General features: G+C 61.3%; 11 protein-coding genes. 5 read left to right on the top strand and 6 right to left on the bottom strand.

Annotated elements, in window-relative coordinates:
• The first annotated feature begins 7 nt into the window (after window positions 1-7).
• Together EFD56_RS20955 and EFD56_RS20950 are read left to right on the top strand one after the other, a co-directional pair.
• Window positions 8-2,140, top strand: a complete 2,133-nt coding sequence (locus tag EFD56_RS20955) for a beta-galactosidase (RefSeq protein WP_126906136.1) — start codon at window positions 8-10, stop codon at window positions 2,138-2,140.
• Between the two features lie 245 nt (window positions 2,141-2,385).
• Window positions 2,386-2,826 (top strand): lipid-binding SYLF domain-containing protein, encoded by a 441-nt coding sequence (locus tag EFD56_RS20950; RefSeq protein WP_126906135.1) that lies wholly within the window; start codon window positions 2,386-2,388, stop codon window positions 2,824-2,826.
• 86 nt (window positions 2,827-2,912) lie between these two features.
• Here EFD56_RS20950 and EFD56_RS20945 read toward each other — a convergent pair whose 3' ends face one another.
• From EFD56_RS20945 to EFD56_RS20930, 3 genes are all read right to left on the bottom strand, one after another.
• Complete coding sequence (locus EFD56_RS20945; protein WP_126906134.1) at window positions 2,913-4,619, bottom strand: adenylate/guanylate cyclase domain-containing protein; 1,707 nt, start codon at window positions 4,617-4,619, stop codon at window positions 2,913-2,915.
• A 318-nt stretch (window positions 4,620-4,937) separates the two neighbouring features.
• Complete coding sequence (locus tag EFD56_RS20935) at window positions 4,938-6,146, bottom strand: MFS transporter (RefSeq protein WP_126906133.1); 1,209 nt, start codon at window positions 6,144-6,146, stop codon at window positions 4,938-4,940.
• A gap of 165 nt (window positions 6,147-6,311) precedes the next feature.
• Window positions 6,312-7,328, bottom strand: a complete 1,017-nt coding sequence (locus EFD56_RS20930) for a zinc-dependent alcohol dehydrogenase family protein (protein WP_126906132.1) — start codon at window positions 7,326-7,328, stop codon at window positions 6,312-6,314.
• A 151-nt stretch (window positions 7,329-7,479) separates the two neighbouring features.
• Here EFD56_RS20930 and EFD56_RS20925 point away from each other — a divergent pair, with 151 nt between their 5' ends.
• Complete coding sequence (locus tag EFD56_RS20925; RefSeq protein WP_126906131.1) at window positions 7,480-8,376, top strand: LysR family transcriptional regulator; 897 nt, start codon at window positions 7,480-7,482, stop codon at window positions 8,374-8,376.
• Between the two features lie 197 nt (window positions 8,377-8,573).
• On the opposite strand, the gene EFD56_RS20920 is transcribed toward EFD56_RS20925, so the two are convergent.
• Window positions 8,574-9,176 carry a hypothetical protein gene (locus EFD56_RS20920; RefSeq protein WP_037140074.1) on the bottom strand — a complete coding sequence of 201 codons (603 nt, stop codon included), beginning with the start codon at window positions 9,174-9,176 and terminating at the stop codon, window positions 8,574-8,576.
• A gap of 422 nt (window positions 9,177-9,598) precedes the next feature.
• Between EFD56_RS20920 and EFD56_RS20915 the strand changes: the two genes are divergently transcribed.
• Together EFD56_RS20915 and EFD56_RS20910 are read left to right on the top strand one after the other, a co-directional pair.
• Window positions 9,599-12,382 (top strand): bifunctional diguanylate cyclase/phosphodiesterase, encoded by a 2,784-nt coding sequence (locus EFD56_RS20915; protein ID WP_126906130.1) that lies wholly within the window; start codon window positions 9,599-9,601, stop codon window positions 12,380-12,382.
• Window positions 12,379-13,188, top strand: coding sequence for a hypothetical protein (locus EFD56_RS20910; protein ID WP_225881612.1), 810 nt, complete (start codon window positions 12,379-12,381; stop codon window positions 13,186-13,188). The genes EFD56_RS20915 and EFD56_RS20910 overlap by 4 nt, the downstream gene beginning before the upstream one ends.
• 4 nt (window positions 13,189-13,192) lie before the next feature.
• On the opposite strand, the gene EFD56_RS20905 is transcribed toward EFD56_RS20910, so the two are convergent.
• Entirely contained in the window at window positions 13,193-13,855 is a 663-nt protein-coding gene (locus EFD56_RS20905; protein WP_126906129.1) for a LysE family translocator, read from the bottom strand.
• Window positions 13,856-14,142: 287 nt separating this feature from the next.
• Window positions 14,143-14,799, bottom strand: a complete 657-nt coding sequence (locus tag EFD56_RS32945; RefSeq protein WP_126906128.1) for a hypothetical protein — start codon at window positions 14,797-14,799, stop codon at window positions 14,143-14,145.
• Between the last annotated feature and the right edge of the window lie 796 nt (window positions 14,800-15,595).

The raw sequence follows: 15,595 nt of genomic DNA, 5'->3' as shown, positions 1-15,595 counted from the left end.
CAGCCCCGTGTCCGACAAGACCCTCTCCGTATGGAACACCGTCAAGACCGATCGCTTTCTCGTCGGCGTCCCGCACTATCCCGATCATGTCGACGAAAGCTATTGGGAGCGCGATGCCGAGCGCATGGCCAAGGCCGGCTTCAACGTCGTGCGCATGGCCGAATTCGCCTGGCACATCCTCGAGCCGAAGCTCGGCACCTACAATTTCGATCTCTTCGACCGCGCCATCGCGATCCTTGGCCGTCACGGCATCGATACGATCATGTGCACGCCGACCGCCACCCCGCCGCGCTGGCTGACCGCTGCCCACCCTGAAATTTTAAGGGTGGACGGCAAGGGCCGGCCGATGAGCCACGGCTCGCGCCAACATTGCGATACGGCAAGCCCCGTCTTCCGCGAGCACAGCAAGCGCATTACCCGGGCGATGGCCGAGCACTACCGCGACAATCCTTTCGTTGTCGGCTGGCAGACAGACAATGAGCTGAACACCAGCATGCCGGAGAGCTTTTCCAAGGCGACGCTCAGCGAATTCCAGCTGTTCCTTGCCGACAAATACCGCGAGATCGCCGAGCTCAACCGCGCCTGGGGCGGCGATTTCTGGGCGACGGCCTATGACAGCTTCGATCAGGTGGTGCTGCCGATCGAATTCGGCCCGACCTTCCCGAGCCCCGGCCACCTGCAGGATTACCACCGCTTCCTCGCCTTCTCGACGGCGCGCTTCCAGCACGACCAGGTGGAGATCTTGCGCGCGGTGAAACCCGCCTGGTTCGTCTTCCACAATCTCGGCGGCTTGCGGGATATCGATTTCCGCGGCCAGTTCAGCAAGGATCTCGATTTCGTCGGCTACGACATCTATCCGATGCTCTATGACGAGTTCATGCGGCTCGGCAACCACGCCAAGGTGCAGGCGCTGCATCTCGATATCTGCCGCGGCTTTTCCGGCAATTACATCGTGCCCGAGCAGCAATCGGGCTTCGGCAGCCAGCCGGGCTTCTGCACGCTGACGCCTGAGCCGGGGGAACTTCGCCGCATGGCGCTTTCCTCGGTCGCGCACGGCGCCGACGGCCTGATGTTCTTCCGCTGGCGGCCGGCCCATTTCGGCGCCGAGATCTACTGGATGGGCATCATCGACCATGACGATATCGGCCGCCACCGCTATGAGGAGGCCAGCCGCTTCGCAAGCGAGATGATCGCGCTGCAGCCGAAGATCCTCGGCACCTATGTGCGCATGGATGTCGGTATCGCCGGCTCCGATTTCGACAATCAGGAAGCCCACAAGACCTATCCGATCGGCCTGCCGAGCCCGCAGGACGATGCGATCCTCATGCATCAATATTGCTACGACCGCGGCATCGCCTGCGGCTTCATCCATCCCGAGGACGATCTTTCCAGGCTGAAGCTCTTCTATGTGCCGCACTGGGTGATGTGGAAGGACGAATGGACGGCGAGGCTCGAAGCCTTCGCGGCAGCAGGCGGCACCGTCGTCATCGGCGCTCGCACCGGCACCCGCAATGAAGACAACCACGTCATCCGCGAGACCGCCCCGGGCACGGCGCTGTCGAAGCTGACCGGCGTGCGCGTCGAGGATTTCGGCCGTTTGACCGCGCCCGGCGCCAACGGCCTGTTCGACGTGATGGAACGCTCGGGCGGCCTCGTCATCCCGCCGAACAAACCGGCCGAATCCCAGCGCCGCCAACGCCGCTTCAAGATCGGCAACCGCGAACTGACCGCCGGCCACTTCTACGAAAACCTCACCATCGAGCCCGATGTCGAAGTCATCGCCGCCTGGTCCAACCGCTACGCCGAGGGCTTGGCAATGGCGACCTCGCGCAAGGTCGGCAAGGGGCAGGTGGTCTATCTCGGCACCTACCTCACGCCTGAGCTAACCGAAGCGCTGACCGAGCGCCTGTTTGCGCCCGCCGGCGTGGAGCCGCTGGTCGGCGGGCTGCCCGAGGGCGTGGAGGTGACGATGCGGATGAACGACGAGCGGCGGCTGCTGTTCGTGCAGAATTATACCGATCAGGCCGTGACGGTCGGCGGCGTGCCGGCCGGGCGGGATCTGCTGGATGGGGAGAAGGCGGTGCGGGGGACGCTGGACCTTGGCGGGTATGGGTGTGCAATTGTTGAGCTGGAGAGGTGAGGGTTCGCAGCCAACGATGACGAAAGTTGTCCACGCGCGTTCATGACGCGCGGGGACGTGCTTCGCTGCTTGAGCAGCGGTTCAAATCAGATTAGCAATGTGGTTTCGTGGCGGCCTTCTCCCAGCCGGATTCTGGCCACCTGTTTGGAACCAAGGACGGGCGAGATTGTTTCAGCTGTGACTTTGGCTTGACGCTGACGTGCCCTCCTGGCTGGGTAAGCCTCGATTTTGAGGAGATTCGCATTATGAAGATTTCGTCCAGATTTCGTTCAGTCGCGGCTGCGGTTATCGCAGCAGCAGGAGTGAGCTTTGCCGGCTCTGCGTATGCCGACAGCGGTACGATCAGCTTCTCAGTCTACAAGGCTGCCTTCTTTGTGGGTGGTTCTGGAGGCGAGGGCACGCTGACCTTCCATGGTCGCCATTATCCCATCTCTGTCGGCGGCATCTCGGGCGGCCTCGCCTTCGGGGCTTCCAAGACCAATTTTCATGGCACTGTTCGCCATATTCGCCGCGCTCGAGATGTGACCGGGGTCTACGGTGCGGCGGGCGGTGGCGGCGCGGTCGGCAAAGGGGCCCAGGTGATCGTCATGACCAATGACAAGGGCGCCGAGCTCGAGCTCTCAGGCAAGCAGGTAGGCCTGCAGGTCAACGCCGATATCAGCGGCCTTGCCATCACGGTAAAGTAATGTAAGGCATGCCGTGCAGCCGGATGGGGGGCTGCCCGGCACGCTGCTGCTTACATAGGTTCGGCCCACAAAACCTGCTCTCACTGTCACATCTCCGGCAGGCCGGCCTTTCGGAAGCCGTCGACAAAGTGATCTCGTACAGATGCATCGCGCAGCGGCTGGGAGCTGAGCCAATGGCCGATCGTGAAATGAGGGTGGGCGATCAGGAACAATTCTGCTTCTCGCTGCGCCTCCTCACGGTGGCCCAACTGCGCAAGCGTGGCAGCCAGGAATTTGCGTGAGTTGGTGCGATACGTGTCTTCCCTGCGGAGTGTAGCGGCCGCGGCCTCATAGTCACGCGCAGCGTATTGCGCCTGCCCGAGATGACAAAGATACCAGCAGGCTGGACGGGGATTGAGCCGCAGAGCTTTATCGATCTGCGCAAGTCCGTCGACAACCCTGCCGGCCAGCACTGAAATATCAGACATGGCGGCCCAGGTGTCGGCGTGGTTGGGGTCCAGCTCCAGGGCCTTGGCGAAGGCGGCCTCCGATTCCTCCCATCGCCGCTCATAAGCCAGAATGGTCCCCAGGACGTAACGGCAGCCGGCATCGTTGGGATCCAGCTCGACGGCCTTCTGCGCTGATGTCGTCGCCATCCGGCGGTTGGGATCTTCGGGCTCGCCGAAATGAGTCCAGGCCAGCCAACGGTTATAGGCGAGCAGACCGAGCGCCTCGGCATATGATGGCTCGAGCTTGACCGCGCGCTGGAGCAGCATATAGGCCTCGCGCTCGGTTTGCGGGGACTCTTCCGTCAGGAGGCGGGCGCGCACACACAGGTCGTAGGCCTCGAAGTTCTTCGGCCGATTGCGTGGCGTGGGGATGGTCAGCCGGCCGACGAGGGCTTCGACAATCTTGGCGTTGACTTCGTCCTGTAGTTCGAAAACATCTTCCACCGTCCTGTCAAACCTCTCGGCCCACAGGTGCCCGCCGGCAAGCGCGTCGATCAATTGGGCATTGATGCGGACACGGCCCATTGCGCGTCTGGCGCTCCCCTCCAGGACGTAGCGGACGCCGAGTTCCTGGGCGACCAACTTTACGTTGACCGGCTTGCCCTTGTAGCCGTAGACGGAATTGCGTGCGATGACGAACAGGCCAGCCGTACGGGAAAGGTCAGTGATCAGGTCTTCTGTTAAGCCGTCGACGAAGGGCGCGTCCGCTTCATCCCCACTCATGTTCGTGAACGGCAATACAGCGATCGAGGGACGGTCGGGCAGCGGCAATATGCTCTGCAGCGCATCCGGCCAATGCCACAGGTGGACCGGGCGGGTCAGGTTCTTCAGGTAGCGTTCGCCTGCGTCGAAGAACTGGTCGCCTATCTTGCCGACGATCTCGCCGTGAACGCCGGCTGAAATGCAGATACCTCCCGGCGCGGCCTGTGTCTCCAGGCGCGCCGCGACATTGACCCCGTCGCCGAGGACGTCCGAACCATCGTCAATGACATCTCCCAGATTGACCCCTACACGTAAAAGTAGGCGTCGATCTCCGGAGGCCTCAACAGGAGTGTTAGCCCGTTGCATTTCCAACGCCGCTTCGACCGCGTCCACCGCGCTGCCGAATTCGATCAGGAAGCCGTCGCCCACGACCTTGAAGATGCGGCCGTTGTGGCGCATCACAGCCGGCTCGATAACGCCAGAACGGAGTTCCCTGAGGTTCTCAAGCGTTGCGACTTCATCAGCCTCCATCAGGCGTGAATATCCCACCACATCGGCAACGACGATGGCAGCGAGACGACGCTGAAGAGATTGATCCGTCATCTGAGGACAAGCCCAACGACCAAATTAGCAAGTTATTGTTCAACTGCGGGTGAGTCAACAAGTGGTGAGGGGTAATGTCCAGCGATCTCCACCTCCATCGAGCCGTCAGCCTTCTTTGTGACCGACGGCGTCGAGGTGGACGACACGGAATGAGTATCCACGGAAAGCGGAAGGTTCTTGAACGTCTGGTGATGGGCGGGGAGCGAGCCTTCGAGAAGCCGGTGCGAGCGACGCTGGAGCTTGGCGGTTATGGCTGTGCGATTGTTGAGCTAGGGAGGTGAGGGCATCGGATCGTGATAGTGTAAGTCATGCCGGCGCCTACAAATGTCCAACCGATATGGCCGCCTGCCGCCTCAACCCCCGCGTCACACCAACCGCAATCGCCGCCGCACCCGCCATGGCCGCGGCGCTCAACACAAACGGGCTCCACCAGCCGACATGATCGAACAGCAGGCCGCCCGCGAAGGCGCCGGAGGTGATGGCAAACTGAATGAGGGCGACGAACCAGGCGCCGCCTTCCTCCAGATGGTGCGGGATGGTGCGGGTCATCCAGGTCGTCCAGGCCGCCGGCACCGGCGTCGTCAGCAGGCCCCAGAGAAGCAGCAGGCCGGCGGTTGCCAGCGCGAAGGGGCCGAGGCCGATGAGCGCCAGGGCCACGGTCACCAGCACGGCCGGAAAGCCGATCAGCACATGCGCCATATGCGAGCGCAGGATCGAGGGGATCAACGAGGTTCCGGCGAGGCCGGCAAGGCCGACGCCGAGCAGCACGAGCGACAGCGAGTTGACGCGGAGATGCGTGATGTCTTCGAGAAACGGTCTGAGATAGGTCGAGAGCGCGAACTGCCCCATGAAGAACAGGATCATCGACGCCATGCCGAGGGCGAAGGTGCGGTTGCCCATAAGGCCGAACGTCCTGCCGAGAGAACCGCTTCGGCCGCCCGGCATCCGGGGCAGGGCGGTGGCTTGCCAGATGAAGGCGGCAATGCCGATCGGCACGACCACGAAGAACGCGCCGCGCCATCCGACCAGGCCGCCGAGGAAGCTGCCAAGTGGGGCCGCGATCACTGCGGCCAGAGCACTGCCACCTTGCAGCATGGCAAGGGCCTTGGGCACGTCGGGACCGGCGGCGAGCCGCGCGATGATCGCAGTCGCCAGCGACCAGTAGCCGCCGATCGACACGCCGATCAGGGCGCGGCCGAACATGAACACGAGGTAGTTGGGCGCAAAGGTGACCGCCAGGCCCGACGCCACCAGCACGACGGTATAGGAGAGGATCACCCCACGCCGGTCGAAACGCGCGAACAGCACGTTGCTGAACAGGGCCGTGATGACGGCGAAGAAGCCCGAGATCGAGATGGCCTGACCCGCCTGGCCTGCGGTACTCGCGAGGTCGTCGGCGATCGGCGTCAGCAGGCTCACCGGCATGAATTCCGACGCGACGAGCACGAAGGAGGTCAGCATCATGCAGATGACGGCGCTCCACGGCGTCGTCTTGGTTGCCGGTCTCATATTGTGGATGGTGTCCATCGGGCTTTCACCTCAAGAGCTGTTCATGGAAACGGGCGACGGCTGCGTGTCGCCCTGCCGGCGACCGGGATCACGTCGGCGCCGCCGATTTCGAAATTCACAGGGTCGAGTTCTCGGGGATGCCGGCGATCCTCGCCGTTTCCTCGGTGATCCGGAATGCGGATCTCACATGCGCAGCAGCGTCTTGATCGCAGAGCGTTCGTCCATCGCCTTGTAACCCTTTGCGACATCGGCGAGCGGCACTTCGAGATCGAAGACCTTTCCGGGGTTGATCTTGCGCGACAGAATGAGGTCGATCAGGTGCGGCAGGAAACGTCGCACCGGGGCCGGGCCGCCCAACAGGTTCTTCTGGGCGAAAAACAGCATCTGCCCGTCGAGGCTGACGCCATGGGGAACGCCGACATAGCCGATCGAGCCGCCGGGGCGGCAGGCATTGATCGCCTGCATCATCGACTGCTCGGTGCCGACGCATTCCAGCACCGAGTCCGCGCCGACGCCACCGGTCAACTCCCTGATTCTCGCCACGCCTTCGTCGCCGCGTTCGGTGACGATGTCGGTCGCGCCATATTCGAGCGCCAGCTCTTGACGCTGCTTGTGGCGGCTCATGGCAATGATGCGGCCGGCGCCAAGCTGCTTGGCGGAGAGCACGCCCATCAGGCCGACCGCGCCGTCGCCGACGACGACCGCCGTGCATCCCGGCGTCACCCGCGCGGCGTCGGCCGCATACCAGCCAGTGCCGAGCACATCCGAGGCCGCGAGCAGGCTCGGGATCAGGTCGTCTGATGGTATGGTGTCGGTGGCCACAAGCGTGCCGTCGGCAAGCGCGATCCGGGCGTAGGGCGCCTGCGCGCCCGACATGAATTCGCGATGCTCGCAGGAGGACTGGAAGCCATAGCGGCAATGCGGGCAGGTGTTGTCGGAGAGGCAGAACGAGCCGACGACGAACTGGCCGGGCCGGATATTCTGGACTTCGCTTCCGACCTCGACGACGACGCCGCAATATTCGTGGCCCATGTGCTGCGGGCCATTCACCGGTTGAAGGCCGCGGTAGGGCCAGAGGTCGGAGCCGCAGACGCAGGACGCCGACAGCTTGATGATCGCGTCGGTGGGTTTCTCAATCTTCGGTTCCGCGACTTCCTCGCAGCGGATGTCGCCGGGGGCGCGAAGGACGGTGCCGAGCATGGTGATCTCCTGTCCGGGCGGAATGCCCGTCTCATTCTTTCGGCAGATGCAATAGCACCCTTCGATAGCTCGGATTAGCCGTTGCAATTTGCATGGACTTATCGAAATCGGCTATTAATGGCGCCGGATCGGGAGAGCGGAGATATCCACTATGGCGCGCGAAAACTTCAACGAACTGCTTCTCTTCCTGGCGGTCGCGGAGGAACGCAGCTTCACCCGGGCCGCCGCGAAACTGGGGGTCGCGCAATCGACGCTGAGCTACGCCGTCAAGGAACTCGAAGCGCGCATGGGGCTGCGGCTCCTCACGCGCACGACGCGCAGCGTGGCGACGACGGAGGCCGGCGAGCGTCTGCGACAATCGCTCGCGCCGCGCATTTCCGAAATCGAGGCCGATATCGAGGCGTTGATGGCCTATCGCGACAAACCGGCCGGCACCGTCAGAATCACCCTGTCGAACCACGCGATGGAAAGCGTGGTGTGGCCGAAGCTCGCCCCCATCCTCGGCGAATATCCCGATATCAAGCTGGAACTCAGCGTCGACAACAGCTTCCGCAACATCGTCGAAGACGGCTTCGATGCCGGCGTGCGCCTCGGCGAGAGCCTGGAGAAGGACATGGTTGCGGTGCGGATCGGGCCGGACTGGCGGCTGGTGGTTGTCGCTTCCCCCGATTATTTCAAGACAAGACCCGTGCCGACGACGCCGCAAGAGCTGATGCAGCACAACTGCATCAACAGGCGTCTCGACAGGATCGGCGGGCTTTACGCCTGGGAGTTCGAAAAAAACAATGAGGAGGTCCGTGTGAGGGTGGAAGGCCAACTCACCTTCAACACCGATCGCGAGATGGTCGGCGCAGCCCTTCAGGGCTACGGCATTGCCTTCGTCCCGGAAAGCTACGTCGCAACGCATCTTGCCGAACGGCGTCTCACCCTCGTCCTCGATGACTGGCCCCCCAAATTCGCCGGCTATTACCTCTATTACCCCAGCCGCCGCCAGAACCTCCCCGCCTTCTCGGTCATCATGGAGGCTCTTCGAGAGAGAAGCTCCTGACGCCGAGCACCCGCCTCGTCCTTCGAGGCCCCTGCGGGGCACCTCAGAGACTCTCTCTTCAAGGCGGTGCAAATTCCTCTGCGCCCGCGATTACAGCGCGGCATCCTCCAACGCCCCTCATGCTGAGGTGAGCAGCCTGCAGGGCGATCGAGGCACGCCGCGACGCTGCTTCTTGCATTTGCCGAACAGCATCCCAATCAGTTGCCCCAGCCAATTTGGAACCGATCAAATCGAACCTCGCTCAACGGCTGGTTGGAAGGGCCTAGCCTTACCGAACGAAGAACGAGACGAAGCTCGGGGGAATAGTATTGTTCAAAGATAATCGGAGGCAATCCCGTCAGTTCCAGACGGCTGTTGATGGCCCAAACCTTGTAGGAACAAGATGCGATCGTTTCCTCTCCCAAGCCGTCGAACCGAATAAAAGTAGTGCCCGAAACGGATTTTTTGCCATTGAGGAAAAGCGTGGTGTCGGATTGCCAGGTCTTCTTCTGTGGCAGATCGTCCAACGCAATCGCATTCGCGTATTTAAGCTCATGCGTCCCGTTGGGACCAACTCTCTTTTCGACGAGCAACGGGTGCAAATAGACAGCCGACACCGGCTGCAGTGAGTGGTTACGCTCCACCAGCTTCTGTTCGGTGAGACCCGGACCGTCGGGCTTGTAGAATACGGAAAAGAAAGGCACTTCTCTGGTCAGCAGCACGCCCTGTTTGGTCTCATTGGCGGTCAGGCAATTGCCAAAGGCTGGCACCACTAAAGTTATTCCGACCAGCAGCAATAAACTTCTCAGCAAGGTCGACATTCCAGATTCCCCTCATCCAAATCCGCTGCCATGCCTAGGATGAAATTGCTCCATCGTGGTCAAGCCGTCCCATCCGCTCGGCTGTCTTCATCCAGATCATGAACCGGCAGATACGTATTCTTCTCCAATAATCCGCCGACTGCTAGGCAGCCACAGTTCAAATTGATCTTTACTCAATCAAGCTTCCCCATAATTAGTTTTCTGCTGGGCCTCGAGATGTCCAAAAGAAACAGATCAGGACCTCAAACCTCAACCACACCTTCCATTCACTATCCCCAAACACCGCCCATAAACCCTAATCCGACAACCTCCTGCACAACCCGCCCCAACCCTCGCATTTCCCACCCCCGCACCCCACCCATTTCAACCTTCCTTAAGCGCCCTCTCGCTAGCGTGGCCCCCGAAAATCGAGGGCCACTTCCATGTTCACCGTTCTGACGTGCATCACCCAGCAGCATGATCTCACGCTGGTCGGGCTTGCGGGTCTGATCTGCTTTCTCGCCAGCCATTGCGCGCTCGTTCTCTTGGATCGGGCGACGTTGTCGGAGGGCGTGGTGCGGTGGGTGTGGCTGGTGACGGCGGGGGCGGCGGGTGGTTTCGGCATCTGGGCCACGCATTTCATCGCCATGCTGGCCTATGACCCCGGCGTCGTTGTCGGTTATCACGCCGGGCTGACGCTGGTCTCGCTGCTGGTCGCGATCGTCGCGACGACGGCGGCGGTCGCCGCCAAGATCGCCTACGACAGCTGGGTGGCGAATAGTCTGGCCGGCGTGTTTTTCGGCGCCGGCATCGGGCTGATGCATTTCAGCGGCATGCTCGCCATCGAATTTCCGGGAGAGATCTCCTGGGATGCGAGCTTCGTCGTGGTCTCGGTCGTGCTCGGCGTCGCCTTTTCGGTCGCCGCTTTTCGTTTTGCCGGCCGCAGCGGCCGCTCGACATTCGGCCGGCTGGCGCCGACGGCATTGCTGACGCTCGGCGTCGTCACCCTGCATTTCACCGCAACGGCCGGTGTGACGGTCATTCCAGGCATTACCGCGCTCGATCCCGTCATGCTGCTTTCGCCGGCGCTGATGGCGGTGACGATCGCCGCCGTCACCTTTTCGCTGCTGACGGCGGGTTTTGCCGCCGCCATTTTCGCCGTGCGCTCGCAGGCCAAGGCCGCCAGCGCCGAGCGCAGCTTCAAGCTCCTGGTGCAGGGCGTCACCGACTACGCGATCTATATGCTCGATCCTGACGGCAAGGTCAGCAACTGGAATGCGGGCGCCGAGCGCACCAAGGGCTACAGCGCCGATGAGATCGTCGGCAAGGATTTCTCGCTGTTTTATTCTGAGGAGGACCGCCGGAAAGGCCTGCCGCTGCGGGCGCTCGAGACTGCCCGCAGCGACGGCAAGTTCGAAGCGCAGGGCTGGCGCTATCGCAAGGACGGCTCCTCCTTCTGGGCCCATGTCGTCATCGATCCGATCTATGACGAGACCGGCCAGCTGATCGGCTATGCCAAGATCACCAAAGACAACAGCAAGCAGAAGGCGGATGCCGACCGGATCGACGAGGTCAGCCGCAATCTCGACGTCGCGCTCGAAAATATCGGCCAGGGCATCTGCATGTTCGACGGGGATGAGCGGCTGCTGCTCTGCAACAAGCGCTATCTCGAAATCTTCAAATTCCCCGAAGGCTCGGTGCATGCAGGCATGGGTTACCGGCAGATCGTCGAGGTCGGCTATGCCGCCCATGCGGCGGACCCCAACGAGGCAACGGCGCAGGCCGAGGCGCATTATATCAGGAACATGGCGCTGATCCGGGTCGGTGCCGGCAGCGCGGTGCATAAATATCCGAGCGGCATGTCCATCCAGCAGCATGTCAACATGCTCGCCAATGGCGGCTGGGTCGTCACCTTCGAAGACATCACCGATCGGCTGAAATCGGAGGAGCAGGTCGCATTTCTGGCCAAGCATGACGGGCTGACGGGCCTGCCGAACCGGTTGCAGTTCGGCGAGAGCGTTGCGGAAGAAATGATGATCGCTGACCGGGTGAGGGGCAATGTCGCCGTCATCGGCATTGATCTCGACAAGTTCAAGGAGATCAATGATCAGCACGGCCACGCCACCGGCGACAAGGTGCTTGTCGAGCTTGCCCGACGTCTGGAAGAGGCGCGGCAGGAGGGCGAGTTCATTGCCCGGTTCGGGGGAGACGAGTTCGCGGCAACCAAGCGCTTCGATGAGCTGAGCGCGCTCCACGATTTCATCGGGCGGCTGGAAGGCGCGCTCACCGGCACCGTTGCCATCGACGGGTTCGAGATCAAGACCGGCGCCAGCCTCGGCGTCGCGCTCTATCCGAGCGATGCGGTAAGCGTCGACGGGCTTATGGCCAATGCCGATCTTGCCATGTACCGCGCCAAACAATCGCTGCTGCAAAGGGTCTGCTTCTACGAGGCCGCCATGGACGAGAATGCACGCCGCCGCCGCGCGCTCGCCAACGACCTCTGGGCGTCGATCGACCGCAACGAGCTGCATCTGCACTATCAGGTGCAGAAATCGGTGCGCACCGGCGAGATCACCGGCTACGAGGTCCTCCTGCGCTGGCGGCATCACGCTCGCGGCAATATTCCGCCGATGGATTTCATCGGCCTGGCCGAGGAATGCGGCGCGATCCTGCCGATCGGCGAATGGGTGCTCCGGGAAGCCTGCCGGGAAGCGGCAAGCTGGAACAACAGCTACAAGATCGCCGTCAACCTGTCACCGATCCAGCTCGGCCACGCCGACATGGCCGCCGTCATCTCAGGCATCCTCGCTGAGACCGGCCTGAACCCGCGGCGTCTCGAAATCGAGATCACCGAAAGCTCGATCATCGTCGACAAGGATAAGGCGCTGCGGACGATGCGGGCGATCAAGGCGCTCGGCGTCTCGATCGCCATCGACGATTTCGGCACCGGTTACTCCTCGCTGGAAACCCTGCGCTCCTTCCCCTTCGACAAGATCAAGCTCGACAAGAGCTTCATGGCCGAAGTCGAAACCAGCCCGCAATCCAAGGCGATCGTCCGCGCCATCTTGGCGCTCGGTCGCAGCCTTGAAGTGCCGGTGCTGGCGGAAGGCGTGGAGACCCAGGCCCAGCTCGCTACGCTCTCGGAAGAGCAATGCGACGAGGCACAGGGTTATCTGCTCGGAAGGCCGCATGCGATGGGCGAACCGGCGGTTGAGAGGGCGGCTTGACCGAAACCGTTACTGTAAAGGCGGAGGTGCCGATGGATAGGCAAGAAGTCTACAGGATATTGCAGCGCTTGAGTGAGCTGGAAAGGCATCGAAAGCCGTTCGAACCGGTGCTGCGATATCGGCCGCCCTCTGTCGAGCGCCCCGACTATAAGGGTCTCTCGGATCAAGAGACGAAGGTCTTCGAGAGCGCAATGGAGATCTTATTGTGTTCAGGGATAGGCAGAGCTGCGGATCAACTCAAGTTCGACGGCTGGCAGGAAACTAGTAGCCCGGATCTGATCGAGAGAATAGAGATTACCCGAGCTATTCATCGTTTCAATGCTCGCTTTTATGAGCGCGACATTCCAGGTCACGACCCGGAATCCCAGATGAGACGATTTCAACATATACGTTCCATTTACGGAGCATGGGCGGAGCCCATGAGCGGACTGCCCCCGCATTTCCAATACAGAATACACATCCATCCAAATTGCGACGAAGCGCTCATTCAAACAGCGGGAGGAGACTGTATCGCAATTTTCTTGGGGCGAAGATACGTGCCGGCAGCACTTATCGGACTGCAATGTGAATTCATTAAAACCCGTTTCACGAGTCCGGATTCGGAGCAGTCAAGCAGTTACAGTGTCGAAAGGGGTGGAAAGAAGATTTCCGGCTCATTGCAGCGACACGCCAGAGATACGTTCGATGACTATCGTTTTGAAGCAAGGGTCGGCGACAATATTTTTTTGCCGTCCGCCTTTGACAGCATGAGAGAACAATTTTTCGACGTGTTCGCGGAGATGCACGCTCTCATGCGATCTGTTTGAGCGCTTATCGCGCGGCAGCCGGAGCCGGACCCGAATGGCCGGACAGAAGAAGCCTGATGCCGAGGGCGATCATCACCAGGCCGGTGAACCGCTCCTGCCATCCCAGCAACTGCGGCCAGCGATAAAGGAAATGACCGACGGATCCGGCCGCAAGCGCAACCGATCCCAGCGAAAGCAATCCCATCAGTTTCTGGATTGAACCCAGAATGAGAAGCTGGAGCCACACCGGCCCTGCCGCAGGATCGACGAACTGCGGCAGGAAGGCGAACATGAAGAGCAGGGACTTGGGGTTGGTCAGATTGTTGAAAGCCCCCTCGCGCACCGCCTGCCACGCCGATGCCGGCTTGACCTTGAGCGCGGCGCCGGAATGCTTCCTGAAGCTTCCCCATATCATCCTGCCGCCGAGATAGATCAGATAGATCGCCCCTATCCATTGCAGCATTATCAGCGCAGCCGGATAAGCGCTCAGCAGCGAGGCGAGCCCGAGCACCAGCAATCCAACCTGTACGACACCCGAAACGAAAATCATGCCGACGACGGCTAGCAGCGCCACCTTGCGACCTTGCCCGACACCGCGCGCCATGATCAGCATCATGTCCGGCCCCGGCGTGATCTGCAGCACCGTCAGCGCAAGGAGAAAAGTGAAAAAAGCCGAAGCATTTGCCATTGCGGTCTCGATCGAAATTGGGATGCGGAAGCGCTCGCTTCGATAACACTCTGCGGCCGGATGCTGGAGCAATTTTTGAAATTGGGTCAAACGAAAAAGGTTAGAGCGGTTCTGCGCTTTCAGCGCAGAACCGCTCTAACCTTGATTCTGAAGCCCGGTTCCGGGAAAGACGTCTAAAAAGCGCAAAAAAATAGAGCATTTCCGAACTCAAACAAAATCGGAAATGCTCCTATAGTTCGGTGCGAAGCTATTCCGGTGGCTTCGCACCGCTCGCAACTCACTCGTGGCTATTCATCTGACGTCGTCGACGCGGCGTTCTCGAGCGAGGTGCGGATCTGATCAATCTTGCCGTCGGCGTCGCCAACCCCGAGAATGGTCTTGGCTCTGTCCAGGACCGCCGGGCTGACCTCGCCGGTCTTGGTTGCGGAAGCCAAGGCATCCTCCAGCGCCCGATCGCCCAGCACGGGATCGTCGGCCGCGGGCTCGATGCCGTTGTCGATTTCATACTGGGCATAAGCCACCGCATAGGCTGAGATGGCGGCCATGCGCGGGTCCGATGTGTGCATCAGCGCCCGGTAATTCCGCTTCAAGGAATTCAGGCCGGCCATTTGCGCCGAAAGGTTCTTCTCTTTCTTGCTGGTCGCGGTGTCCGTCTTGTCGGATTTGGATTTGCCCGGCGCCTCTGATGACTTGCCTCTCACTGATTGCGATTTGGAGCTTCCATGATCGGATTGCGATTTGGAGTTTCCATGATCGGAACCGCTGTTATGGCTGCCACCGTTTCCGTTGCCGCCGCCGTTGCCGCCGCCGCCCCCGCCACCATTGCCGCCGCCGTTGCCACCGTCCTTTGCAAGTGCAGCCATGTCGAGCCCGACAATCGTTGCCGGGCTTGCTGCAACTGCCAGCGAAAGCGCGGCCAAGGACACTAGGGTTGCTATCCGCATGGTTTTCCTCCGAACGGGACCATCAATTGCCGTGCAACCGCACGACGTGAGCTGACACGAAAGATAGATTGCTATCGCGCCTCGCACATCGGACTGAGGTCCGGTTCGGGGTACCGTCTATGGTCCTAATCCACGCAGCCGCTCCTGACCGCCCGCGTGCTCGCGGCCATCGTCGCGGCCGATCTCTCCTAGCAGGTCCAGCAGAGGATTAATAAGTTCAGGTAAATTGAAGATTTTGCGAACTCTGTCATCCTTCAACCTGCCGCGCCCCTCCGCGCGGCATCGCTGATTAATGCGGGAGTACGAAATGCCCCGTCCTGGCGGGGCGTTTCGCTTATTGGGACTCCGGTACCGCAGAAAGGCTTCGCACGCGACCTAACCAAAGGAATCACTGGTGCGAGTGGCGACCCTCAGTCCGAGACCGTACCGGAACCTTGCAGGCACCCTTCTCGTTGAAACAGTAGGATCGCACGGTGTTCCTCCGTGTGGTTCGTTGCCAGAACTTGCCCCGTCTCGGCGGGGCATTTTTTGCGTCCGGCGCTCACCGCGCTCGCGGAACGGGGCAGGCCCCAGCAAGTCTGAACCTCGAGATAAGTCTGTTGTATCGATGTCCGCCGTGCTCCCCGGTTTCGGCAGACGCAGCTTGGGAAGAAGGAGTGGACGACGAAAGCGATCACGGTTTCTGGCCTCATTATGGTGGCCTTCGCATCCGGCGCATTTCGATAAGGAAAAATGCGCAACGATCAATTCGCTTGGAGGGAAGAAATACTCCAAGGGGGCCGGAACGCTTACGGTG

It is taken from the genome of Rhizobium phaseoli (assembly GCF_003985125.1).
Classification (GTDB): Bacteria; Pseudomonadota; Alphaproteobacteria; order Rhizobiales; family Rhizobiaceae; genus Rhizobium; species Rhizobium phaseoli.
The sequence above is the reverse complement of the archived record's forward strand: the minus strand, read 5'-3'. Positions and strand labels throughout refer to the sequence as shown.

Coding starts and splice junctions, on each gene's coding strand:
- EFD56_RS20935 (WP_126906133.1), bottom strand. CDS start 6,146: ATGGACACCATCCACAATATGAGACCGGCAACCAAGACGACGCCGTGG.
- EFD56_RS20950 (WP_126906135.1), top strand. CDS start 2,386: ATGAAGATTTCGTCCAGATTTCGTTCAGTCGCGGCTGCGGTTATCGCA.
- EFD56_RS20915 (WP_126906130.1), top strand. CDS start 9,599: ATGTTCACCGTTCTGACGTGCATCACCCAGCAGCATGATCTCACGCTG.
- EFD56_RS20930 (WP_126906132.1), bottom strand. CDS start 7,328: ATGCTCGGCACCGTCCTTCGCGCCCCCGGCGACATCCGCTGCGAGGAA.
- EFD56_RS32945 (WP_126906128.1), bottom strand. CDS start 14,799: ATGCGGATAGCAACCCTAGTGTCCTTGGCCGCGCTTTCGCTGGCAGTT.
- EFD56_RS20905 (WP_126906129.1), bottom strand. CDS start 13,855: ATGGCAAATGCTTCGGCTTTTTTCACTTTTCTCCTTGCGCTGACGGTG.
- EFD56_RS20945 (WP_126906134.1), bottom strand. CDS start 4,619: ATGACGGATCAATCTCTTCAGCGTCGTCTCGCTGCCATCGTCGTTGCC.
- EFD56_RS20920 (WP_037140074.1), bottom strand. CDS start 9,176: ATGTCGACCTTGCTGAGAAGTTTATTGCTGCTGGTCGGAATAACTTTA.
- EFD56_RS20925 (WP_126906131.1), top strand. CDS start 7,480: ATGGCGCGCGAAAACTTCAACGAACTGCTTCTCTTCCTGGCGGTCGCG.